Annotated in this window: 23 protein-coding genes; 22 read left to right on the top strand and 1 reads right to left on the bottom strand. The window is 68.6% G+C overall.

Translation table 11 applies throughout. The features are described 5' to 3' along the window. Positions 1–158 precede the first annotated feature (158 nt). From prmB to OSC30_RS13715, 9 genes are all read left to right on the top strand, one after another. The gene (prmB, locus tag OSC30_RS13755) at positions 159–1,079 is read left to right on the top strand and encodes a 50S ribosomal protein L3 N(5)-glutamine methyltransferase (protein ID WP_267172438.1); all 921 of its coding nucleotides are present in this window, start codon (positions 159–161) and stop codon (positions 1,077–1,079) included. A 21-nt stretch (positions 1,080–1,100) separates the two neighbouring features. Next, positions 1,101–1,631 carry a GNAT family N-acetyltransferase gene (locus OSC30_RS13750; protein ID WP_267172437.1) on the top strand — a complete coding sequence of 177 codons (531 nt, stop codon included), beginning with the start codon at positions 1,101–1,103 and terminating at the stop codon, positions 1,629–1,631. Positions 1,632–1,772: 141 nt separating this feature from the next. Then, positions 1,773–2,861, top strand: a complete 1,089-nt coding sequence (gene aroC, locus OSC30_RS13745; protein ID WP_267172436.1) for a chorismate synthase — start codon at positions 1,773–1,775, stop codon at positions 2,859–2,861. A gap of 23 nt (positions 2,862–2,884) precedes the next feature. Next, the gene (locus OSC30_RS13740; RefSeq protein ID WP_267172435.1) at positions 2,885–3,892 is read left to right on the top strand and encodes a 2-hydroxyacid dehydrogenase; all 1,008 of its coding nucleotides are present in this window, start codon (positions 2,885–2,887) and stop codon (positions 3,890–3,892) included. Between the two features lie 27 nt (positions 3,893–3,919). Next, a complete protein-coding gene (locus tag OSC30_RS13735; protein ID WP_267172434.1) occupies positions 3,920–4,951 on the top strand; it encodes an aspartate-semialdehyde dehydrogenase in 1,032 nt (343 codons plus the stop codon). Further along, entirely contained in the window at positions 4,951–5,253 is a 303-nt protein-coding gene (locus tag OSC30_RS13730; protein WP_267172433.1) for a hypothetical protein, read from the top strand. The genes OSC30_RS13735 and OSC30_RS13730 overlap by 1 nt, the downstream gene beginning before the upstream one ends. 159 nt (positions 5,254–5,412) lie before the next feature. Then, positions 5,413–7,716, top strand: coding sequence for a motility hub landmark protein FimV (locus OSC30_RS13725; protein ID WP_267172432.1), 2,304 nt, complete (start codon positions 5,413–5,415; stop codon positions 7,714–7,716). A gap of 159 nt (positions 7,717–7,875) precedes the next feature. Continuing rightward, positions 7,876–8,643: a tRNA pseudouridine(38-40) synthase TruA gene (gene truA, locus OSC30_RS13720; protein WP_267172431.1), complete on the top strand. Its 768-nt coding sequence runs from the start codon at positions 7,876–7,878 to the stop codon at positions 8,641–8,643. Beyond that, positions 8,640–9,254, top strand: a complete 615-nt coding sequence (locus OSC30_RS13715; RefSeq protein ID WP_267172430.1) for a phosphoribosylanthranilate isomerase — start codon at positions 8,640–8,642, stop codon at positions 9,252–9,254. The genes truA and OSC30_RS13715 overlap by 4 nt, the downstream gene beginning before the upstream one ends. 58 nt (positions 9,255–9,312) lie before the next feature. Here OSC30_RS13715 and OSC30_RS13710 read toward each other — a convergent pair whose 3' ends face one another. After that, on the bottom strand, positions 9,313–10,215 hold the full coding sequence (locus tag OSC30_RS13710) for a LysR family transcriptional regulator (protein WP_267172429.1): 903 nt from the start codon (positions 10,213–10,215) through the stop codon (positions 9,313–9,315). A gap of 125 nt (positions 10,216–10,340) precedes the next feature. Between OSC30_RS13710 and trpB the strand changes: the two genes are divergently transcribed. The 13 genes from trpB (at position 10,341) to OSC30_RS13645 (ending at position 20,602) form a co-directional block, all read left to right on the top strand. Further along, positions 10,341–11,552 (top strand): tryptophan synthase subunit beta, encoded by a 1,212-nt coding sequence (gene trpB, locus OSC30_RS13705; RefSeq protein ID WP_267172428.1) that lies wholly within the window; start codon positions 10,341–10,343, stop codon positions 11,550–11,552. A 111-nt stretch (positions 11,553–11,663) separates the two neighbouring features. After that, positions 11,664–12,500 (top strand): tryptophan synthase subunit alpha, encoded by an 837-nt coding sequence (gene trpA, locus OSC30_RS13700; protein WP_267172427.1) that lies wholly within the window; start codon positions 11,664–11,666, stop codon positions 12,498–12,500. A 73-nt stretch (positions 12,501–12,573) separates the two neighbouring features. Further along, positions 12,574–13,443 (top strand): acetyl-CoA carboxylase, carboxyltransferase subunit beta, encoded by an 870-nt coding sequence (gene accD / locus OSC30_RS13695; RefSeq protein WP_267172426.1) that lies wholly within the window; start codon positions 12,574–12,576, stop codon positions 13,441–13,443. A 380-nt stretch (positions 13,444–13,823) separates the two neighbouring features. After that, entirely contained in the window at positions 13,824–14,255 is a 432-nt protein-coding gene (locus tag OSC30_RS13690; protein ID WP_267172425.1) for a DUF4399 domain-containing protein, read from the top strand. Positions 14,256–14,269: 14 nt separating this feature from the next. Then, positions 14,270–14,599, top strand: coding sequence for a hypothetical protein (locus tag OSC30_RS13685; RefSeq protein WP_267172424.1), 330 nt, complete (start codon positions 14,270–14,272; stop codon positions 14,597–14,599). A 102-nt stretch (positions 14,600–14,701) separates the two neighbouring features. After that, complete coding sequence (gene gltX / locus OSC30_RS13680; protein WP_267172423.1) at positions 14,702–16,102, top strand: glutamate--tRNA ligase; 1,401 nt, start codon at positions 14,702–14,704, stop codon at positions 16,100–16,102. Positions 16,103–16,120: 18 nt separating this feature from the next. Then, entirely contained in the window at positions 16,121–16,390 is a 270-nt protein-coding gene (locus OSC30_RS13675) for a hypothetical protein (protein ID WP_267172422.1), read from the top strand. A gap of 212 nt (positions 16,391–16,602) precedes the next feature. Then, entirely contained in the window at positions 16,603–17,070 is a 468-nt protein-coding gene (locus OSC30_RS13670; RefSeq protein ID WP_267172421.1) for a transcriptional repressor, read from the top strand. 240 nt (positions 17,071–17,310) lie between these two features. Continuing rightward, positions 17,311–17,733 (top strand): MerC domain-containing protein, encoded by a 423-nt coding sequence (locus OSC30_RS13665; protein WP_267172420.1) that lies wholly within the window; start codon positions 17,311–17,313, stop codon positions 17,731–17,733. Between the two features lie 48 nt (positions 17,734–17,781). Next, positions 17,782–18,717: a cation diffusion facilitator family transporter gene (locus OSC30_RS13660; RefSeq protein ID WP_267172419.1), complete on the top strand. Its 936-nt coding sequence runs from the start codon at positions 17,782–17,784 to the stop codon at positions 18,715–18,717. A 123-nt stretch (positions 18,718–18,840) separates the two neighbouring features. Further along, positions 18,841–19,002 carry a 30S ribosomal protein THX gene (locus OSC30_RS13655; protein ID WP_231325007.1) on the top strand — a complete coding sequence of 54 codons (162 nt, stop codon included), beginning with the start codon at positions 18,841–18,843 and terminating at the stop codon, positions 19,000–19,002. A gap of 324 nt (positions 19,003–19,326) precedes the next feature. Continuing rightward, positions 19,327–19,794: a PA2171 family ribosome-binding persister protein gene (locus OSC30_RS13650; RefSeq protein ID WP_267172418.1), complete on the top strand. Its 468-nt coding sequence runs from the start codon at positions 19,327–19,329 to the stop codon at positions 19,792–19,794. 7 nt (positions 19,795–19,801) lie between these two features. Next, positions 19,802–20,602, top strand: coding sequence for a cysteine hydrolase family protein (locus tag OSC30_RS13645; RefSeq protein WP_267172417.1), 801 nt, complete (start codon positions 19,802–19,804; stop codon positions 20,600–20,602). The last annotated feature ends 62 nt before the right edge of the window (positions 20,603–20,664 follow it).

The following is a 20,664-nucleotide window of genomic DNA, read 5'->3' as shown; positions in this document are numbered from 1 at the left end:
AGTATAGGGCGCAAACCTGCCCGTTCGCCCCGGGCGTAGGCCCGTAGGGCCGAAGCCGGAGGGCCGCGGCACCGCGGACCGGCGCACTTCGCTACGCTCAGGGCGAGCGGTAAGGGATAATCGTCGATCCTCCATGCCACACCCGCCAGGACAGGCCCGTGACCGCCGAACTTGCCACCATCATCGACTTCATCCGCTACGGCGCCAGCCGCTTCTCCGCCGCCGGGCTGACCTTCGGGCACAGCCACGACAACCCGATCGACGAGGCGACCCACCTGGTGCTGGCCTGCCTGCACCTGCCGCCGGACATCCCGCCGGCCTACGGCGCGGGCAGGCTCACGGCCGAAGAGCGGGCGCGCGTGCTGGAGCTGATCGAGCGGCGCGTCAGCGAGCGATTGCCGGTGGCCTACCTGGTTGGCGAAACCTGGTTCGCGGGGTTGAAATTCAAGAGCGACCGCCGCGCGCTGGTGCCGCGCTCGCCGATCGCCGAATTGATCGAGTCCGGTTTCGCCCCCTGGCTGGACGACCGCCACGTCGAACGCGCGCTGGACCTGTGCACGGGTTCGGGCTGCATCGGCATCGCCATGGCCGAGTACCACCCCGACTGGCGGGTCGACATTGTCGACATCAGTGACGAGGCGCTGTCGCTGGCGCGCGAGAACATCGCCTTCCAGCATGTCGAGGGGCGCGTGGAAGCGGTCAAGTCCGACCTGTTCGCCGGGCTCGACGGCCGCCGCTACGACCTGATCGTTTCCAATCCGCCCTACGTCACCGAGGACGAGTACGCCGCGCTGCCGGGCGAATACAGCCACGAGCCCAAGCTCGGCCTGACTTCCGGCGAGGACGGCCTGGACATCTGCCTGCGCATCCTCGATCAGGCGGCCGATTACCTGACCGAAGACGGCCTGCTGATCGTCGAGGTGGGCGAGAGCGAGCACGCGCTGGCCGCGCTGTTGCCGCGGGTGCCGTTCGTGTGGATCGAGTTCAAGGTCGGGCCGATGGGAGTGTTCGCGCTCGAGCGGCGTGACCTGGTCGAGCATGCCGCGGCGATCCGTGCCGCGGCCGACGCGCGCCGCTGAACGATCCCGGGAGGCGGCCGCATGGAACTGACCACCGACCGCCTGCAGCTCGATCGCCTGCATCCGGACGATGCCGCCGCCCTGTACGCCTGCCGTGCCGACCCGGCGGTGGCGCGCTTCCAGGGCTGGCGACCGGGCAGCGTCGGGGAGGTGCGCGTCTTCATCGACGCGCAGACCGAACCGGTGCCCGGGTTGTGGTTCCAGCGTGCGATACGCCTGCGCGAGGGCCACGCGCTGATCGGCGACCTGGGCGTATGCCTGCCGGCCACACCGGGCGATTCGGTGGAGTTCGGCATCAGCCTGGCGCCCGCGCACCAGGGCAATGGCTACGCGCGCGAGGCGCTGCAGGCGCTGTTCCGGCAGGGTTTCGATGTGCTGGGCTGGCGCCGCATCCACGCCTCGGTCGACCCGCGCAACAACGCCTGCGTGGCCCTGCTGCAGGCGCTGGGCATGCGCCAGGAAGCGCATTTTCGCGAGAGCCTGTGGCTGCACGACGAGTGGGTGGATGACGTGGTGTTCGCCATGCTTGCGCGTGAGTGGCAGGCGGCCTAAGCATTCTTGTAGGAGCGCCCTTGGGCGCGACCACCATCCCGATGGTTGGGGGCAGTGGGGTTCGCGGTCGCGCCCAAGGGCGCTCCTACAGAGCTTGTCGGCGAGCCGTTATGCTTTGGCTTCTCATAGCGGGCGCGCGGCATGTCCAGCAATTCCTTCGGCAAGCTCTTCACCGTCACCACCTTCGGCGAAAGCCACGGGCCGGCGATCGGCTGTGTCATCGACGGCTGTCCGCCAGGGCTGGCGATCGCGCCGGAGGACTTCCGCCACGACCTGGAACGCCGCGCCACTGGCCGCAGCCGGCACACCTCGCAGCGCCACGAGGCGGATGAGGTGGAGATTCTTTCGGGCGTGTACGAGGGCCGTACCACCGGTACGCCGATCGCGCTGCTGATCCGCAACACCGACCAGCGCAGCAAGGACTATGGCGACATCGCCGCGACCTTCCGCCCCGGTCATGCCGATTACACCTATTGGCAGAAATACGGCATCCGCGACCCGCGCGGCGGCGGCCGGGCCTCGGCGCGCGAGACCACCATGCGCGTGGCGGCCGCGGTAATCGCCAAAAAATGGCTGGCGGAGCACCACGACGTGCGCGTGCGTGGCCACCTGGCCCAGCTCGGCGAGGTGACGCCGCGCGGCTTCGACCGGGAGGCGGCGGAGCAGAACCCCTTCTTCTGGCCGGACGCGGGGCAGGTGGCGGAACTGGAGGATTACATGCATGCGCTGCGCAAGTCCGGCGACTCGGTCGGTGCCCGCGTCGATGCCGTGGCCGAGGGGGTGCCGCCGGGTTGGGGCGAGCCGGTCTACGGCAAGCTCGATGGCGACCTGGCCGCTGCCATGATGTCGATCAACGCGGTCAAGGGCGTGGAGATCGGGGCCGGCTTCGCGGCCGTCGCCCAGCGCGGCACGCAGCACCGGGATGAAATGCATTTGGACGGCTTTACGTCCAATCACGCCGGTGGCATCCTTGGCGGCATCAGCTCCGGCCAGCCGGTGACGGTGTCGGTGGCGTTCAAGCCCACGTCCAGCATCCTGGTGCCGGGGCAGAGCGTGAGCCTGGCGGGGGAGGCGGTCGCGGTCGTCACCAAGGGGCGGCACGATCCCTGCGTGGGCATCCGCGCCACGCCCATCGTCGAGGCCATGCTGGCGCTGGTGCTGATGGACCACGCGCTGCGCCATCGTGCGCAATGCGGCGACGTGGGGCCGGTGGCTCCACGCATCGCCTGAGCTCTTCGTTTACGGAATTCCCCATGACCGGCAAGCCGCGGGTGTGGATCTCGCGCCCCACCTTTCCCGACATCGTCGCCCGCCTGGAACCGCACTTCGAGGTGACGGCCGAGGCGGAGGAATCGGTTTTCGCGCCGGCCGAACTGGCGTCCCGGCTGGCGCCGCTCGGCGCGGCCATCGTGGGGCTGAACCAGCGCATCGGGGCGGCGGAAGTGGCAAACGCGCCATGCCTGCGCATCGTCGCCAACCTCGCGGTCGGTTATGACAACCTGGACATCGCCGCGCTCACCGCCAGGGGCATCGCCGCCTCCCATACGCCGGACGTGCTCAGCGAGAGCGTGGCCGACTTCACCTGGGCGCTGCTGCTGGGCGCGGCGCGCCACATGGGTGCGGCCGAGCGCTGGCTGCGGGCAGGGCACTGGCGCGCCAACGGATTCAAGGACTGGCTGGGGCTGGATACGCGCGGGCGCACGCTGGGCATCCTCGGCATGGGCCGCATCGGCCAGGCAGTCGCCCGCCGCGCGGCGGGCTTCGGCATGCGCGTGGTCTATCACAACCGCTCGCGGCAGCCGGCATCCATCGAAGCCGGGTGCGCCGCCAGCTACGTGGACAAGTCCACGCTGCTGGCCGAGTCGGATTTCCTGGTGTTGGCGCTGCCGCTGAGCGCCGGGAACCGCCACGCCATCGGCGCCGCGGAGCTGGCCCGGATGAAGCCCACCGCGGTGCTGGTCAACATCGCCCGCGGCGGGATCGTGGATGACGCGGCCCTGGCGGCCGCGCTGGCCCAAGGCCGCCTGGCCGCCGCCGCGCTGGATGTGTTCGAAGGCGAGCCCGACGTGCATCCGGCCTTGCTTGCGCTCGACAATGTCATCCTCAGCCCGCACATCGCCAGCGCCACCTGGGACACTCGTCGCGCGATGACCGCGCTGGCGGTGGATAACGTGCTGGCGCTGTTCGGCCACGGCCAGCATGCGGGGCAGCCGCCCTCGTTACTCAATCCCGAAGTGTTGGCCTCACGGCCGGCACCCTGACCCCACCCTTCAGACACAGGCAGTCCCATGAGCAAGAAGAGCAGCTACAAGGTGGCCATGGTCGGCGCTACCGGCGCGGTCGGCGAGACCCTGCTGGGGATCCTGGCCGAGCGCGACTTCCCCGTCGGCGAGCTGGTGCCGCTGGCCAGCGAACGCTCGGCCGGCGAGCAAATCGCCTTCGGCGGCAAGCAGGTCACCGTGCGCAACCTCGCCGACTACGACTTCGAGGGCGTGGACATCGCCTTCTTCTCCGCCGGCGGATTGGTCAGCCGCGAACATGCCCCGCGCGCCGCGGCAGCCGGCGCGGTAGTGATCGACAACACTTCCGAGTTCCGCTACCAGGACGACATTCCCCTGGTGGTGGCCGAGGTGAACCCGCACGCCATCGCCGATTACACCGCGCGGGGCATCATCGCCAACCCCAACTGCTCGACCATGCAGATGCTGGTGGCGCTGGCGCCGATCCACCGCGCGGTCGGGATCGAGCGGATCAATGTGGCCACCTACCAGTCGGTTTCCGGCGCCGGCCGCAGCGGCATGGAGGAGCTCGGCAGGCAGACCGCGGCGTTGCTGAGCTTCCAGGATGTGGAACCGGGCAAGAAATTCCCCAAGCAGATCGCTTTCAATGTAATCCCGCACATCGACGAGTTCCAGCCCAACGGCTACACCAAAGAAGAAATGAAGATGGTGTGGGAAACGCGCAAGATCCTGGAGGACGACTCCATCGCGGTGAACCCCACCGCCGTGCGGGTGCCGGTGTTCTACGGCCACGCCGAGGCGGTGCACATGGAGACCCGCGACAGGATCGGCGCGGACGAGGCCCGTGCGCTGCTGGAGCAGGCCGAGGGCGTGGTGGTCATGGACGAGCGCAAGCCGGGCGGCTACCCGACCCCGGTGGGCGATGTCGCCGGCAAGGATCCGGTGTTCGTGGGCCGCATCCGCGAGGACATCTCGCACGAACGCGGCCTGGACCTGTGGATCGTGGCCGACAATATCCGCAAGGGCGCCGCGCTCAACGCCGTACAGGTCGCCGAGCGACTGATCGAGGACTATCTCTGATGCGAAAACCCTGGCTCGCGCTACCGCTGCTGATTCTGTCCGCGCTGCCAGTGTGGGCCGACGGCGGTCCCGAGCAGGCCGCGGGCGCGGGAGAGGCGGTGCCCACGCGGGCGCGGCTCAAGCAGCAATTGCGTGCACGCGGCGCCGAGGTCAGGCAGCTCGAGCAACAGCTCACCGAGCAGGAGTCGCACAGCCACCAGGCCCACCAGCGCCTGGCCGAACAGGACCTTGCCATCAGCCGGCTGAGGCGTCAGCTGGAGGTCATTGGCGGCCGTCGACAGGGGAGCGGCCCGGGTCATTGACCCGTTCCGGAACGAGAACACGCCACAACAATATGCGCTAAGCGGTCGCCGCAGCTATTGTTGATTGGCTTACATATAACTAAAGTGACGCGCGTTCCGGTGTCGCCGCAGCCCGCGGCGACAGCATGAAGCGTCTCGGGCGTTGGGGGAATCGAAGCGATGAATCGTTCGTTGAAACTGTCGATGCTGCTGGCGTTGGCGCTGGGCAGCAGCCAGGCGGCCGCGCTCGAACTGGGCCAGATCCAGGTCAAGTCGGCGTTGGGCCAGCCGCTGCTCGCGGAAATTCCGCTCACCATTGAAAGCCCTGCAGAGCTGCGCGACCTCTCGGCGCGCCTGGCTTCGCCGGAAGATTTCGCTCGCGCCGGCCTGGCTGGCGTGCGCCCGGACGTTCCCCTGCAGTTCAGCATCGTCGACGTGGGTGGACACAAGGTGATCCGCATCACCAGCGCGGTGGCGGTCAACAATCCCTACCTCGATCTGCTGGTCGAAGTGGACAATGCCTCGTCAGGCCGCAGCCTGCGGGAATTCCCGGTGCTGCTCGATCCGCCGGGCACCGTGCCGATGACGCCCGCCGTGCAGGCGCCGCGCGGCAGCACCACACATGCCGCCACCCGTCCGGCAGCGGCCGGTTCGGCGCCAACCCGGCCTGGCGCCGGCACCGTGACGGCCGGTGGCCAGCTCCAGGTCGAGCGCGGCCAGACGCTTTCGGGCATCGCCCGCAAGGTGTCGCCGACCGGGGTAAACCCGGGACAGATGATGCTGGCCCTCAAGCAGGCCAATCCCGACGCCTTCTACCAGGACAACATCAACGCCCTGAAGAGCGGCGCCGTGCTGCGCGTGCCGACCAGCCAGGAAGCCCAGGCCATGAGCGTGGCCGCGGCGCTGGCCGAGATCCGCCGGCAGAACAGCGACTGGCGCGCCCTGGCGGCCCGCCCGACCACCACCGTGGCCGACGCGGCCACCCGCGCGGACAGTTCCAGCTCGCCGCGCGGCAAGACCGACGCCGACCGGCTCGCGCTGGTACCGGCGAAGGAGGGCGGCAAGGGCGCCGGTGCACAGGGCGGCAGCGGCAAGGGCGATGCGGCCCTGCGCCAGGACCTGCTGCGCAGCAAGGAAGCATTGACCACCCTGCAGCAACAGAGCGCCGAGCTGAAGTCGCGCCTGGAAGACCTGAAGGACATCAACGACAAGAACACGCGCCTGCTCGCGCTCAAGGACAACGAGATTGCCGAGCTGCAGCACAAGCTCGCCGAGGCGCGCAAGAAGGCCGGCCTGCCGGCCGTCGCCTCGACCGCCGGCGAGCCTTCGGCCACCACCCCGGTGGCGTCCGCACCGGCCGCCGCGAGTACCGCGGCCGTGGCGCCCGCCACGAGCGGCAGCGCCCCGTCGATGGCGAGTGCGGCCAGCGTTTCGTCGGCGCACAGCGCAGCCATGGTGCCCGCTGTAACGAAGCCGGCCAGCAAGCCGGTCAAGCCGGTGGTGCGCAAGCCGGTCAAGCCGGCGCCTGCCGGGGAGCCGTGGTTCATGCAGCCGTGGGTCTGGGGCGCCGCGGGCGGCGCGGTCCTGCTGCTGATCCTGCTCGCGTTGCTGGGTCGCCGTCGCAAGCCGGTGGCGCGGGCCGTCTCGACGACGCCTTCGCTGGCCGATCGCTTCGGCGCCACGCCGGATACGGCCGCCGACAGTGCCGATCCCGACCAGGACGAACTGCTCGACCAGTTGGCCGAGCATCCGGACGACGTCGGCCTGCACCTGGAGCTGGTGAGCCTGTACTACTCGCGGCGCGACGTGGAGCATTTCGAGGCCGCCGCCGAAGCCATGCACGCACACATCGTCGATCCGCAACAGGACGAGTGGCAGGACGTGCTGGCGATGGGCGAGGACCTGGTGCCGGGTCATCCGCTGTTTGCCGAAACCGCTCACGCGTCACCGGATGCGTTCGATGCGCACGAGGACGAAGAGGGGCAGGCGGACGACGCGCTGCACTCGTTCGACCTGGACAGCTACGCCGAGAACACCGGGTCGCAACCGGAGCCGGGCGCCACCGGGCCGGCCAAGGTCAGCGAGTACCACTTCGACTTCGACCTCACCCCGTCGCGCTCCGAACCGGCGGACACCAGCGAGGCGATGGATGCCCACGCCGACGAGCTCGACCAGGACGAAGACCGCACGGTGATGCGGGACGTCGAGCCTGCCCCCGGGGACGACACGGCGCCGACGAGCTGGAACTTCGAGGAACCCGTGCGCGAGACATCCGGTTCCGTGCCCCCGGCCGCCCCGGTTTCCGAACCGCAGGAGCTGGGCCAGTTCAGCGACGATCCGATCGACACCAAGCTGGATCTTGCCCGCGCCTACATGGACATGGGCGACGCCGATGGCGCCCGCGCCATGCTCGAGGAAGTGATGAACGAGGGCAGCCAGATCCAGCAGGACGCGGCGCAGCGTTTGATCGATTCGCTGTCCTGACGGCGGTTCCATCGCCCGCACGAAGGGCCGGCCATGCCGGCCCTTCGCATGTCTGGCCCGCGCAGGGCGGACCCGGCACGCCGTCTCTTCCACCCGGTTCGGGTTGCGGTGGGCTGAAGCCCACCCTACGCTTCCCGGCTGTTCCGCAGGACTCCCCGCATGCGCATCGCCCTGGGCGTCGAATACGACGGCACCGATTTCCTCGGCTGGCAACGCCTGAGCCACGGCGCCACCGTGCAGGGCGCGCTGGAGCAGGCGCTCTCGCGCGTGGCGGCGCAGCCGGTCGCGGTAACCTGCGCCGGGCGCACGGACGCCGGCGTGCACGGCCGCTGCCAGGTCGTGCACTTCGACACCGACGTCGAGCGCGAGATGCGCGGCTGGGTGCTGGGAGCCTGCTCCAACCTGCCCCCGAGCGTGGCCGTGCTGTGGGCGCAGCCGGTGCCCGACACTTTCCATGCGCGCTTTTCCGCGCGCAGCCGCCGCTACCGCTACACCATCCTCAACCGTCCGGTGCGCGCGGCGCTGGATGCGCGCTACGTCACCTGGGAGCGCCATCCGCTGGATGCCGCGGCGATGCAAGCGGCGGCGCAACCGCTGCTCGGCGAGCATGATTTCTCCGCGTTCCGCGCGGTGTCCTGCCAGGCCGCGCATGCGCGCCGCTGCGTACTCGCGGTCGCGGTGCGCCGGCAGGGCGAGCAGGTCATCGTGGAGATCGAGGCCAATGCGTTCCTGCACCACATGGTGCGCAACATCGTCGGTTCATTGCTGCCGGTCGGCCGTGGACAACAGCCCGTGGCCTGGCCCGGCGAGTTGCTCGCCGGGCGCGATCGCGCGGTCGCCGGGCCGACGGCGCCATCCTCCGGCCTGACCTTCGTCGGCCCCCGTTACGAGGCGCACTGGGGTCTGCCGGCGGAGGTCAGCCAGTGATCCGCGTCAAATGCTGCGGCATGACGCGCGTCGAGGACGCCGTGCTGGCCGCCGAGCTGGGCGCCGATGCGATCGGCCTGATCTTCACCCCGCGCAGTCGCCGACGGGTGGAGATCGGCCAGGCGCGCGCCATCGTGCGGGCCTTGCCGCCGATGGTCACCACGGTGGCGCTGTTCATGGACGAGGATGCATCGCTCGTCGAGGAGGTGATCGCCACCGTGCAACCCGGCCTGCTGCAGTTCCATGGCGCCGAGCGCGACGACTGGTGCGCCCGGTTCGGCCGCCCGTACCTCAAGGCCATCGCGATGGGCGAGGGCAACGAGGCGCTGCCCCGGTTGCGCGCATTTCCCGGAGCCGCAGGGCTGGTCCTCGATGGCCACGGCCTCGGCGAGGCCGGCGGCAGCGGCAAGGCGTTCGACTGGTCGCTGATGCCGCGCAACCTGGCGCAGCCGTTGATCCTGGCCGGCGGCTTGCACGCCGGGAACGTGGCCGACGCGATCCGCACCTCGCGGCCCTGGGGGGTGGACGTCTCCAGCGGGATCGAATCGGCGACGGGGATCAAGGACGCGGAAAAGATGCGGGCCTTCATCGCGGCGGCGCGCGGGGCCTGAGGTCGGAAGCGGCGGTGGGCTGAAGCGCACCCTGCCAGCGCATTCCGTAGGGTGGGCTTCAGCCGGCCGAGTCATCCAGCGCCTCGCGCAACCACCCCGCCAGCGCATCGGTGCGGCCGTCGTGCACCCGGCGCGGCGTGGCCAGGACCCATGAGGCGGGCGTGTCCATGAACCCCCAGGGCGCCCGCAGCCGGCCGGCAGCCAGGTCATCGGCCACGAGCTGCTGCGGCGCGATCGCCACGCCCAGTCCGGCGACGGCGGCTTCCAACAGGTAGTAGAGGTGTTCGAAACCCTGGCCGTAGCGCAGCGCCCCGGGCGCCACGCCGGCTGCGTGGGCCCATTGCGGCCAGGCCTGCGGGCGAGAGGCGGTGTGCAGCAGCGGTTCGCCGACCAGCGCTTCGGGTGGTCGGCCTTGTAACCGCGCGGCGGCCGGGCACTGCGGGCTGAGCACCGGGCCGATGCGTTCGGGCGCCAGCTCCTGGACGAGCCACTCGCCTGGCCAGGGCGGCTCGGCCAGCAGCAGGGCGGCGTCCAGTCCCCGCAAGCCCGGTTCGAACGCCGATTCCTGTGCGCTCAGGTGCAACCGCAGCTCGGGCAGATCGCGACGCAGGCGCTCCAGCCGCGGGATCATCCAGCGCGCCAGCAGGCTGCCGGGACAGCCGAGCACCAGCGGCCGTTCGCTGGCGGCGCGGCCCAGGCGCGCCCAGGTGTCGCGCAATTGCGCGAAGGCCTCGCCCGCGCTGTCGCGGAGCTGTTGGCCCGTCGCGGTCAGCGCCAACCCGCGCCCCTGCCGGACGAACAGCGGCTGGCCCAGGGCGCCCTCAAGCGCGCGGATCTGCCGGCTGACCGCGCCGTGGGTGACGTGCAGCTCCTTCGCCGCTGCGGTGACGCTGGCCAGCCGCGAGGTCGCCTCGAAAGCACGCAAGGCGTTGAGCGGGGGCAGGTCGCGGGTGCCGGGCATCGTGTGAGTTTTGCTGACAGGTGGGGCGATCTTATCGCTATTTCCGTCATCCGCATTGCGCTAGCGTGCGCAGCCTGCGTGCCCGAAGCCGGGCACGGCTCTCCACGGCTGCACGGGAACCTCGCATGTCATCCATCCAGGACTTCCACCGCTGGCCCGACGAGCACGGCCGCTTCGGCGCCTACGGCGGCAGCTACGTGGCCGAGACGCTGATGGCGCCGCTGGCCGAGCTGACCGAGGCCTACCGGCGCCTTAGCCAGGATCCTGCGTTCCTGGCCGAACTCGATCGCGACCTGAAGCATTACGTCGGCCGCCCCAGCCCGGTCTACCACGCCGAACGGCTGTCGCAGCACGTCGGCGGTGCGCGGATCCTGCTCAAGCGCGAGGACCTCAACCACACCGGCGCACACAAGATCAACAACACGGTCGGGCAGGCGCTGGTCGCGCGCCACATGGGCAAGCGACGCGTGATCGCCGAGACCGGTGCCGGCCAGCACGGCGTGGCCAGCGCCACGGTGGCGGCGCGCTTCGGCATGCAGTGCGTGGTCTACATGGGGGCGGTCGACATCGAGCGGCAGAAGATCAACGTCTACCGCATGAAGTTGCTGGGCGCCGAGGTGGTGCCCGTCACCTCCGGGTCGAAGACTCTCAAGGACGCGCTCAACGAGGCCATGCGCGACTGGGTCACCAACGTGGCCGACACCTTCTACATCATCGGCACGGTAGCCGGCCCGCATCCGTATCCGCAGATGGTGCGCGACTTCAACGCCATCGTCGGCCGCGAGGCGCGCGAGCAGATGCTGGCGCAGTACGGCCGCCTGCCAGACGCGATCACCGCCTGCGTGGGTGGTGGTTCCAACGCGATCGGGCTGTTCCACGCCTTTCTCAACGACGCCGGCGTGCGCATCGTCGGCGCGGAGGCGGCGGGGGAGGGCATCGCCACTGGGCATCACGCCGCGTCCCTGGCGGCCGGCCGCCCGGGCGTGCTGCACGGCAACCGCACCTACGTACTGTGCGACGACAACGGCCAGATCACCGAGACGCACTCGGTCTCTGCGGGCCTGGACTACCCGGGCGTCGGCCCCGAGCACGCCTTCCTCAAGGACGCCGGCCGCGCCGAGTATGTCGGCATCACCGATGACGAGGCGCTGGAGGCATTCCACCTGCTGGCGCGCACCGAGGGCATCCTCGCCGCACTGGAATCGAGCCATGCGGTGGCGCAGGCCATCAAGCTGGCGCGTGAGTATCCGAAGGACGCGCTGGTGCTGTGCAATTTGTCCGGCCGCGGCGACAAGGACGTGCACACCATCGCCGCGCGCGAAGGAGTCCAGGTATGAGGCAGGGATTCGGGATTGGGGGGGGCAAGACCCACCATGGCGGCATTCCAGACCTGTTGATGGCCTTTGTTTCTCCCACCGCCAGCAACTTCACATGCGAGTAGACGCTTCATGATCAATCCCCAATCCCCAATCCCGAATCCCGGCCCCCCACGCATCGATCGCCGCTTCGCGGCGCTCGCCGCCGCCGGCCGTACCGGTCTGATTCCGTTCGTCACCGCCGGCGATCCTTCGCCGGAGCACGCCGTAGCGCTGATGCACGCGTTGGTGGCCGCCGGCGCCGACCTGATCGAACTGGGTGTACCGTTTTCCGACCCGATGGCCGATGGTCCGGTGATCCAGCATGCCAGCGAGCGCGCGATTGCCAGGGGTGTCGGGTTGGGCGACGTCCTGGGTTGGGTGGCCCAGTTCCGCCAGCGCGACGCGGACACGCCGGTCGTGCTGATGGGCTACCTCAATCCGCTGGAGATGCACGGCTATGCGCGCTTCGCCGAAGCGGCCGTGCAGGCGGGCGTCGATGGCGTGCTGGTGGTCGATTGCCCGCTGGAGGAGTCGGCCGTGCTCGCGCCGCTGCGCGACGCCGGCCTGCGCCGGATCCTGCTGGCGGCGCCCACGACCGCACCCGCGCGTATGGCGCAGTTGTGCGAGGCGGCCGAGGGCTTCCTGTACTATGTGTCGTTCGCCGGCATCACCGGCGCGACCCGGCTGAGCACGGCGGATATCGCCGCGCGGGTGGCCGGGGTTCGCGCCGGGGCGAAGGCGCCGGTGGCGGTCGGCTTCGGCGTACGCGATGCGGCGAGTGCGAAAGCGATCGCCGGTTTCGCCGACGCCGTAGTCATCGGCAGCGCGCTGGTCGAGCGCCTGGCCGGCGCCACGGAAGCGGACGAGATCGCCACGCGGGCGCGTGAGTTTCTCGCGCCCATCCGCGCGGCCCTGGACGCGCCTTAGCCCCGCTCCTGCCTGGGACGCAGGGTGAGGAGCCGGGGCTCGCGGCAAGACACAGCTTTTTGACGAGGTTCCCATGAACTGGCTCCAGAAAATCATGACCCCGCGTGCCCGCACGCACAGCGCCCCGGCCGGCAAGGGCAAGGTGCCCGAAGGCGTGTGGGAGAAGTGCGGCGGTTGCGGCACCGTGCTGTACCGACCGGAGCTGGAGCGCAACCTGATGGTCTGCCCCAAGTGCGCCCATCATCATCCGATCGGCGCGCGCGAGCGGCTGCTGGCGCTGCTGGACGAGGGCTCCACGCAGGAGCTGTGGGCGAGCCTGGAGCCGACCGATCCGCTGAAATTCCGCGACTCCAAGAAGTACCGCGACCGCATCGTCGCCTCGCAGAAGAAAACCGGCGAGAAGGACGCGCTGCTGGTCCTGGACGGTCGCCTGAAGGGCCGTCCGCTGGTCGCCGTGGCGTTCGAGTTCGCCTACATGGGCGGTTCGATGGGCTCGGTGGTGGGCGAGAAGTTCACCCGCGCCGCCGAACGCGCGCTGGCCGAACGCAGCGCGCTGGTGTGCTTCTCCGCCACCGGCGGTGCGCGCATGCAGGAGGCGCTGTTCTCGCTGATGCAGATGGCCAAGACCTCGGCCGCGCTGGCGCGCATGCGCGATGCCGGCGTGCCCTACATCAGCGTGATGACCAACCCGACCACCGGCGGTGTGTCCGCCAGCCTGGCCATGCTGGGCGACATCAACATCGGCGAGCCGAAGGCGCTGATCGGTTTTGCCGGCCCGCGCGTGATCGAGCAGACCGTACGCGAAACGCTGCCGGAAGGTTTCCAGCGTTCGGAGTTCCTGCTCGAGCACGGCGCGATCGACCTGATCGTTGACCGCCGCCAGATGCGCGACAAGCTCGCCGAGCTGTTCGGCATGCTGATGAAGGCGCCGCGCGCGGCCTGACCGGACGCACGCTTGCGCAAAAGGACGATGCCGCCCGCGAGGCGGCATCGTCGTTTTCGTCGCGCGGGTTTTCCACAGCAAGTGTGGATGGTTCGAGGATAAGCCTGTGGACAAGCCGAAGAGGCTGCTTTGGCAACAGGCACTTGGCACGCAGTGGCGAACTTTTACCCATTCGCAACGTCGCTTTCGCATGTTTTCCACAGCCCCTGTGGAGCCGGCTGGGGTAAGCCTGTGGATAGGTGGTCTATCCCTTTGATCGGCAAGCCATGGGTGACGCGCTGCGCAGGAACTGACCAGTCCCGTTTCACACGCACGGCGTCCGACATGACGGCACCCCGGCAGCGCGGCATACTGACCGCTCCCTCAGAGGAGAGCGACTCATGAAAAGGATGCTGTTCGCCGCTGCACTCGTCACCTTTAGCGCTGCCGCCATTGCCCAGACGCCGGCGCTGCCTGGCAGCAAGGCGCCGGCCGGGGCCGAGGTCTACTTCATCGCTCCGAAGGATGGCGCCACCGTCGATCGCGACGTGACTGTGCGTTTCGGCCTGAAGGGCATGGGCGTGGCGCCCGCGGGCGTGGCCAGGGACCACACCGGCCACCATCACCTGCTGGTCGACGCCACCGACCTGCCGCCGGCCGGCCAGCCGATCCCGAACGACGAACACCACAAGCATTTCGGTGGCGGCCAGACCGAGACCGTGCTGCGCCTGTCGCCCGGTACGCACACGCTGCAACTGGAGCTGGGCGATGCCAGCCACGTGCCGTTCGATCCGCCGGTGGTCTCGAAGAGGATTACCATCCACGTGAAGTGATCTGGAGGTGCACGGTGAGAACCCTGCTGATTGCCCTCGCGTTGGCCCTGCCGGCCGCCGCCTTGGCCACCGTTCCGATGGAACCTGTGCAAACGCATGACAGGCCGCCTGGCAAGGACATGCCGCCTGGCAAGCAGAAGCCGGTACGTCACCATCAGCTGATCACGGTGAAGTTCGTGCTGAAGGGCAAGCCGGCACCGCTGCCGCACGTGGTCATCGATGAAAGGCCGACGCTGGTCCCGCCGACCTCGGGCAGGCATCATGCGTATCCCTTGGGCTCGCGATACACCCACCCCAACACCTTCATTTGCTACGGTCGCGGCTGCGCGGCCATCGGCCAATAGGCGCCGCGGCTGAAGCGGAAGGGCCTGCAGGCATTGGCGAATCGGCCCGAAGCCGGGGGATCGGCTAAAATCTCCCGTTTGGCCTCGCACCTGCAGATTCCCATGACCGTCCGCACCCGTTTCGCCCCCAGTCCCACCGGTTTCCTCCACATCGGCGGCGCGCGCACGGCGCTCTACTGCTGGCTGGAAGCGCGCCGTCGCGGCGGTCAGTTCCTGCTGCGCATCGAGGACACCGACCGCGAGCGCTCCACCGACGCGGCCGTGCAGGCGATCCTCGATGCCATGCAGTGGCTGGATCTTTCCGCCGTCCAGGCGCCGATCTACCAGACCCACCGCCTGGCCCGCTACAAGGAAGTGGCCGACCGGCTGCTCGCCGAGGGCAAGGCGTACTACGCGTACGAGAGCAAGGAAGAGATCGAGGCCATGCGCGAGGCGGCCATGGCCAAGGGCGAGAAGCCGCGCTACAACGGCTATTACCGCGACCGCAACGAGCCGCTGCGCGAGGACCCGAACCGGGTCATCCGCTTCCGGAACCCGACCGGGGGTTCGGTGGTGTTCGAGGACAAGGTCAAGGGCCGTGTCGAATGGTCCAACGCCGAGCTCGACGATCTGGTGATCTTCCGCTCGGATGGCTGGCCCACCTACAACTTCGCCGTGGTGGTCGACGACATCGACATGGGCATCACCGAGGTGATCCGCGGCGACGACCACGTCAACAACACCCCGCGCCAGATCAACATCTACCAGGCGCTCGGCGCGCCGGTGCCGGAGTTCGCGCACCTGCCGATGATCCTGGACAAGGAGGGCAAGAAGCTCTCCAAGCGCACCAATTCGGTCAGTGTCATGGAATACCGCGACGCCGGCTACCTGCCGCACGCGATCCTCAATTACCTGGTGCGACTGGGCTGGTCCCACGGTGACCAGGAGATCTTCTCGCGCGAGGAAATGATCGCGCTGTTCGACATCGGCGACGTCAACAAGGCCGCCTCGCGCTTCGACACCGAGAAGCTCGCCTGGCTCAACCAGCACTACCTCAAGAGCGACGATCCGCAGACGCTCGCACCCGAGTTCGAATGGCACCTGGCGCGTGCGGGCATCGATGCGTCCAAGGGGCCCGCGCCGGCCGACGTCATCGTGGCATTGCGCGACCGCGTGCACACGCTCAAGGAAATGGCCGAGCGCGCGAAAGTCTGGTACGCGCCGATCGCCGAGTGGGATGAAAAGGCGGTCGCCAAGCACCTGAAAAGCGACAGCGCAATGGCTGTGCTCAACGAAGCCAAGGCGCTGCTTGCCGATGTCCCGTGGAAGCCCGAGCCGATCCACCAGGCGATCGAGCAGATCGCCGCCAGGCTGGAGCTCGGCATGGGCAAGATCGCCCAGCCGCTGCGCGTGGCGATGACCGGCACCCAGGTCTCGCCCTCGATCGACCACACCATCTACCTGGCTGGCCGTGCCGAGGCGCTCGAGCGCATCGACGCCGCCATCGCCCGCGCGCAAGGCTGAGCCTGAGGGCGCGGCGGCATGGACGAGATCCTTGCCCGCGCCGCCGAGGGCGTCGACCCCGACGCCCCCGATGCGTTCCTGCGCATCTTCCTCAACCTGATGGCGCAGATCCCCTGGACCACGCTCCTGTGGTGGAACCTCATCTTCCTCGCCGTCGGCGCGCTGCTGGGCTGGTGGCGCGGCCGCACGGCCGAAGGCCTCGCCTGGGCTTTCGTGCTGGGCCCGATCGGCTGGTTGATCGTCCTGCGCCATCCGCGGCGCAAGGTGCCGCCGCCGTTGCCGCCGTAAGGCGCGCCATAGCGATGCCATGTAGGAAAGGTGCCGGATAGTCAGGCGTCCCGGAACGGGCACCATGCCTATTGTTCCCCGCGCTTCTGCTGCCGATGTGGATGGGTGGCCCGCGCGATCCGGCGGCAGGGCGCGCCGTCGGCAAAAGCCGCGACAGCGTTTCGGCACCACCCTGCGCAACGGCATCGTGGGCCAGGCGGTATCATTGCCACATGTCAGCCAAGCTCCATTCACACCACATCGAAGATGCCGACAGCTTCGTCTCGGCCGTCGAACAGGCCAGCGAAGAGCGTGGCCTGCGGCTGACGCCGTTGCGCAAGGAAGTGCTGGGACTGGTGGCGGCGGCAGGCAAGCCGGTCAAGGCATACGACCTGCTCGACCGATTGCGCGAGCGGCACGGCAACGCGGCACCGCCGACGGTCTACCGTGCGCTCGATTTCCTGCTCGAGCAAGGTTTCATCCACAAGCTCGAATCGGTCAACGCCTACGTGTCCTGCCACCACCCGGCCGAGGCGCACCAGGTGCCGTTCCTGATCTGCGACAACTGCGCCAGCGCGCAGGAGGTCTGCGATCCGCGCGTGGCCGAGCTGATCGAGACGCAGGCGCGCGCGCTCGGTTTCCGCCCGCAGGCGCAGACGCTGGAGGTCCACGGTCTCTGCAAGCATTGCCGCGAGGGCTGAGCGGGGCGCGAAAAGAGTGCGGGGCGCGATACGTCCTGCATCGCGCCCCGCTTTTTCCGGTGTTGGCGGGGAGGGAACATTGCCGCACCGGAAAACCGGAGGTCCGGTACAGGCCGTATGGCCTGCGTTCAGCCATTGTAGAACGCGCCGGGGTTGGACTGGTTGACCTGAAGCCGTGGCCGATGACAGCTGTGACGTTACAATGTAACATCGGCATCCGGATTCCCACCCAGCCCGCCGATGGCCCGACCGCCGACATCACGCGCATGGCAAAACGCCGACCGTTTCGGGGCGGTCGCTTCCTTTCTGTGCGCGATCCACTGTGCGGCGCTGCCTTTCGTGCTGGCCCTGTTGCCCCTGGTTGGGCTCGAATTCCTTGCCGACCACCGTTTCGAGCGGGTCTTCGTGGTGTTCGCCTGTGCACTGGCGCTGCTGACCCTGGTCAACGGTTACCGCCGCCACCGCCGGCCCAGCTCCCTGATGCTGGCGTTCCCCGGGCTGACGCTGCTGTTGCTGGGCGTCACCGCCGCCGAGCAGTACCCGATCGCGGTACACAGCGTGCTGGTGACCTGTGGCGGCGTACTGCTGGCGAGCGCCCACTTCGTCAACCTGCGGCTGGATCGCAGGCTGTCGCACGTACACGGGCCGCACTGCGCGCATTGAGGCGCACGGTGATTGTGTAACGCGCCGAGGCGTTCCTAGGATGGCGTGATGAGTCATCCGCACGACCACGCGCACCATCACCACGATCCTGCGGGCGGGCATGCCGGCGCGCGGGGCCGCAAGCTGCTGTTCGCTTTCCTGCTGACCCTGCTGATGCTCGTCGCCGAGGCCATCGGTGGCCTGTGGTCCGGCTCGCTCGCGCTGCTTGCCGATGCCGGCCACATGATGGTCGATGCGCTGGCGCTCGCGTTGGCTTTCATCGGCGCGCGGCTGGCCGTGCGCCCGGCCGATGCCCGGCGCAGCTACGGCTACGGGCGGCTGGAGGTGCTGGCGGGGTTCGTCAACGCGTTGACCCAGTTCGTGCTGGTCGGTTTCATCGCCTACGAAGCAGTCACCCGATTGCTGCATCCGGGCGAGATCCTGTCCGGGGTGATGTTGGTGGTGGCGGTGATCGGCCTGCTGGTGAACCTGCTGGTGCTGCGCGTCCTGCATGGCCATGCCCACGATGACGTCAACATGGCCAGCGCCAGCCTGCACGTGCTGGGTGATCTGCTCGGCTCGCTGGGCGCGGTGCTGGCCGCGCTGGCGGTGCGCTGGCTGGGCTGGAACTGGGCCGATCCGGTGCTCTCGCTGCTGGTGTCGCTGCTGATCCTGGGCAACGCCTGGCGGTTGCTGCGCACGTCGGCGCATATCCTGCTCGAAGGCGTGCCGGAGGATCTGGACGTGGCCGAGGTCGAGCGGGCCCTGCACCAGGCCGACGCTTCCATCCGGGACATCCACCACCTGCACGTGTGGCAGCTCGCCTCCGGCTCGCGCATGGCCACCCTGCATGCCCAGGTGAGCGGCGGCGACGGCGCGGATGCAGTGGCGGCGATCCACGGGCTGCTGCGGCGGCAGTTCGGCATTGTCCACGTGACCGTGCAGGTGGATGCGGGGCCGTGCACGGACCACGCCCGCGACTGCCTCGGGCAGGGACACCTGTAGGGTAATTTCGGCCAGGCCGGCTCGCGTCGAGACCGCCTGAACAAGGGTTTGCCACTCTTGCGCTTTGCCCCTTCACTGCTACGATGATCGGCCACTTCACGCATTACGAATCAAGGAGTTCCCATGGGTAAGGGCGATCGCAAGACCCGTCGCGGCAAGACCTACCGCGGTAGCTACGGCAACACCCGTGCACACGACGCGCAGCCGGCCGTGGTCGGTGCCAAGGCGACCGTGACCAAGCCGGCCGCCGCCAAGAAGGCCGCGCCGAAGAAAAAGTCCGCCTGAGCGCAGCACGCTCGGCGAAGCAGACCCCCGCCCACGCGGGGGTTTTTTTTTTGGTTCTTCACGGATGGTGGAAACAGGGCCTTGACCGCCACGATCTCATTGCGCCCCGTGTCAGGCTGCGTGTTTGTAGAAGCCCACTTGTGGGCGATGCTCTTTGGCGCAGAGCAAGGGCATCGCCCACAAGTGAGCTCCTACAGGGGCTGCATGGTCCCTGGTAATGCGCGACGAACTTTTTTTGCGTTAGGTGGCGATTAACGAAGGAAGACACGCGCTTCACCGCGCGCATGGAAGCCTGCGGCAGGCAGGGGCAGCGACGGAGCCGGCATGAACGCAATCGAGCTTTTGAAGCAGGATCACCAGACCATGAGGGCGCTGCTGGACGAACTGGCCGCCACCACGACGCGCGCCGTGAAGAAGCGCAAGGAATTGCTGGAGAAGATCCAGGCCAACCTCACGGTGCACAACACCATCGAGGAAGAGATCTTCTATCCGGCGTTCCGCAAGGCCGGCGATGGCAAGGACGACGCGAAGATGTATTTCGAGGCGCTGGAGGAACACCGTGCCGCGGGCGATCTGGTGCTGCCGGATTTGCTCAAGACCGAGGTCGATGGCGAGAAATTCTCCGGCCGCGCCAAGGTGCTCAAGGAGTTGTTCGAGCACCACGCCGACGAGGAAGAGAAAGAGATGTTCAAGCGCGCCAAGGCGCTGATGAGCAAGAAGGCCCTGGAGGACCTGGGCGAGCAACTGGCGCAGCGCAAGACGGAACTCAAGAAGCGCGCCGAAGCGGCCTGATCTGGCCATGTCGGACCCCGGCCAACACGGTCGCGACGCGCCCTTCGAACCCTGGCGCAGCGCGTTGCTGATCATCGACATGCTCAACGACCTCGAGTTCGAGGGCGGCGCCGAACTGCTTGAGCAGGCCATGCCGGTCGCCAGCGCGATCGCCCACCTGCGCGACTGGTACCACGCCCACGGCCTGCCGGTGATCTACGCCAACGACAACTTCGGGCGCTGGCACGCGGACCTTTCCAAGGTCGTCGAGCACTGCCGGCGCGTGGGCTCGCCTGGCGCGGCGCTGAGCGATGGCCTGCTGCCCGGGGTGGAGGATTATTTCGTTCTCAAGCCGCGTCATTCGGCCTTTTACGAGACGCCGTTGTGCACGTTGCTGGAGAAACTGGACGTCAGCGCTTTGGCCCTGGTTGGCATCGCCGGCGACGATTGCGTGCTGCGCACGGCCCTGGACGCGCAGATGCGGCAGCTCCCGCTATGGGTGCCGGCCGACGGCATCGCCTCGCAGACGACCTTGCGCAACCAGCGCGCGCTGTCTTGCATGCAGGAGGTGGCCAAGGCCGATATCACCCGCATCGACGCGCACCTGCCCGAATGGAACAACACTCAGCGGAGCCAAGACATGAGCAGCCACGACCGCAAGGATACCCAACATCCCGATTGCACCAAGCCGCAGCGGCCGGAAACCGACAACGAGCGGCATGGCCGTAAGGCCCACGAAAGCGATCTCACCGATGAGGCGGTGGAGGAAACCTTTCCCGCCAGCGATCCGGTTTCGCCGTTCATCCCGGCCAAGACGCCGGAGGATTGAGGGGCCGCGCCAGCGCCAGGTGCCCTGGAGTCATCCAGGCGGGCACTTGCGGAAGCCCGCTT

Origin of the sequence: Frateuria hangzhouensis, assembly GCF_026410505.1 — a bacterium.
Taxonomy (GTDB): domain Bacteria; phylum Pseudomonadota; class Gammaproteobacteria; order Xanthomonadales; family Rhodanobacteraceae; genus Frateuria_A; species Frateuria_A hangzhouensis.
This window is presented reverse-complemented; position numbering and strand designations above follow the sequence as displayed.

What these genes read in the sequence shown, in the direction of transcription:
- OSC30_RS13750 (WP_267172437.1), top strand. Translation starts at nt 1,101, where the DNA reads ATGGAACTGACCACCGACCGCCTGCAGCTCGATCGCCTGCATCCGGAC.
- aroC (WP_267172436.1), top strand. Translation starts at nt 1,773, where the DNA reads ATGTCCAGCAATTCCTTCGGCAAGCTCTTCACCGTCACCACCTTCGGC.
- OSC30_RS13740 (WP_267172435.1), top strand. Translation starts at nt 2,885, where the DNA reads ATGACCGGCAAGCCGCGGGTGTGGATCTCGCGCCCCACCTTTCCCGAC.
- OSC30_RS13735 (WP_267172434.1), top strand. Translation starts at nt 3,920, where the DNA reads ATGAGCAAGAAGAGCAGCTACAAGGTGGCCATGGTCGGCGCTACCGGC.
- OSC30_RS13730 (WP_267172433.1), top strand. Translation starts at nt 4,951, where the DNA reads ATGCGAAAACCCTGGCTCGCGCTACCGCTGCTGATTCTGTCCGCGCTG.
- OSC30_RS13725 (WP_267172432.1), top strand. Translation starts at nt 5,413, where the DNA reads ATGAATCGTTCGTTGAAACTGTCGATGCTGCTGGCGTTGGCGCTGGGC.
- truA (WP_267172431.1), top strand. Translation starts at nt 7,876, where the DNA reads ATGCGCATCGCCCTGGGCGTCGAATACGACGGCACCGATTTCCTCGGC.
- OSC30_RS13710 (WP_267172429.1), bottom strand. Translation starts at nt 10,215, where the DNA reads ATGCCCGGCACCCGCGACCTGCCCCCGCTCAACGCCTTGCGTGCTTTC.
- trpB (WP_267172428.1), top strand. Translation starts at nt 10,341, where the DNA reads ATGTCATCCATCCAGGACTTCCACCGCTGGCCCGACGAGCACGGCCGC.
- trpA (WP_267172427.1), top strand. Translation starts at nt 11,664, where the DNA reads ATGATCAATCCCCAATCCCCAATCCCGAATCCCGGCCCCCCACGCATC.
- accD (WP_267172426.1), top strand. Translation starts at nt 12,574, where the DNA reads ATGAACTGGCTCCAGAAAATCATGACCCCGCGTGCCCGCACGCACAGC.
- OSC30_RS13690 (WP_267172425.1), top strand. Translation starts at nt 13,824, where the DNA reads ATGAAAAGGATGCTGTTCGCCGCTGCACTCGTCACCTTTAGCGCTGCC.
- gltX (WP_267172423.1), top strand. Translation starts at nt 14,702, where the DNA reads ATGACCGTCCGCACCCGTTTCGCCCCCAGTCCCACCGGTTTCCTCCAC.
- OSC30_RS13675 (WP_267172422.1), top strand. Translation starts at nt 16,121, where the DNA reads ATGGACGAGATCCTTGCCCGCGCCGCCGAGGGCGTCGACCCCGACGCC.
- OSC30_RS13670 (WP_267172421.1), top strand. Translation starts at nt 16,603, where the DNA reads ATGTCAGCCAAGCTCCATTCACACCACATCGAAGATGCCGACAGCTTC.
- OSC30_RS13665 (WP_267172420.1), top strand. Translation starts at nt 17,311, where the DNA reads ATGGCCCGACCGCCGACATCACGCGCATGGCAAAACGCCGACCGTTTC.
- OSC30_RS13660 (WP_267172419.1), top strand. Translation starts at nt 17,782, where the DNA reads ATGAGTCATCCGCACGACCACGCGCACCATCACCACGATCCTGCGGGC.
- OSC30_RS13655 (WP_231325007.1), top strand. Translation starts at nt 18,841, where the DNA reads ATGGGTAAGGGCGATCGCAAGACCCGTCGCGGCAAGACCTACCGCGGT.
- OSC30_RS13650 (WP_267172418.1), top strand. Translation starts at nt 19,327, where the DNA reads ATGAACGCAATCGAGCTTTTGAAGCAGGATCACCAGACCATGAGGGCG.
- OSC30_RS13645 (WP_267172417.1), top strand. Translation starts at nt 19,802, where the DNA reads ATGTCGGACCCCGGCCAACACGGTCGCGACGCGCCCTTCGAACCCTGG.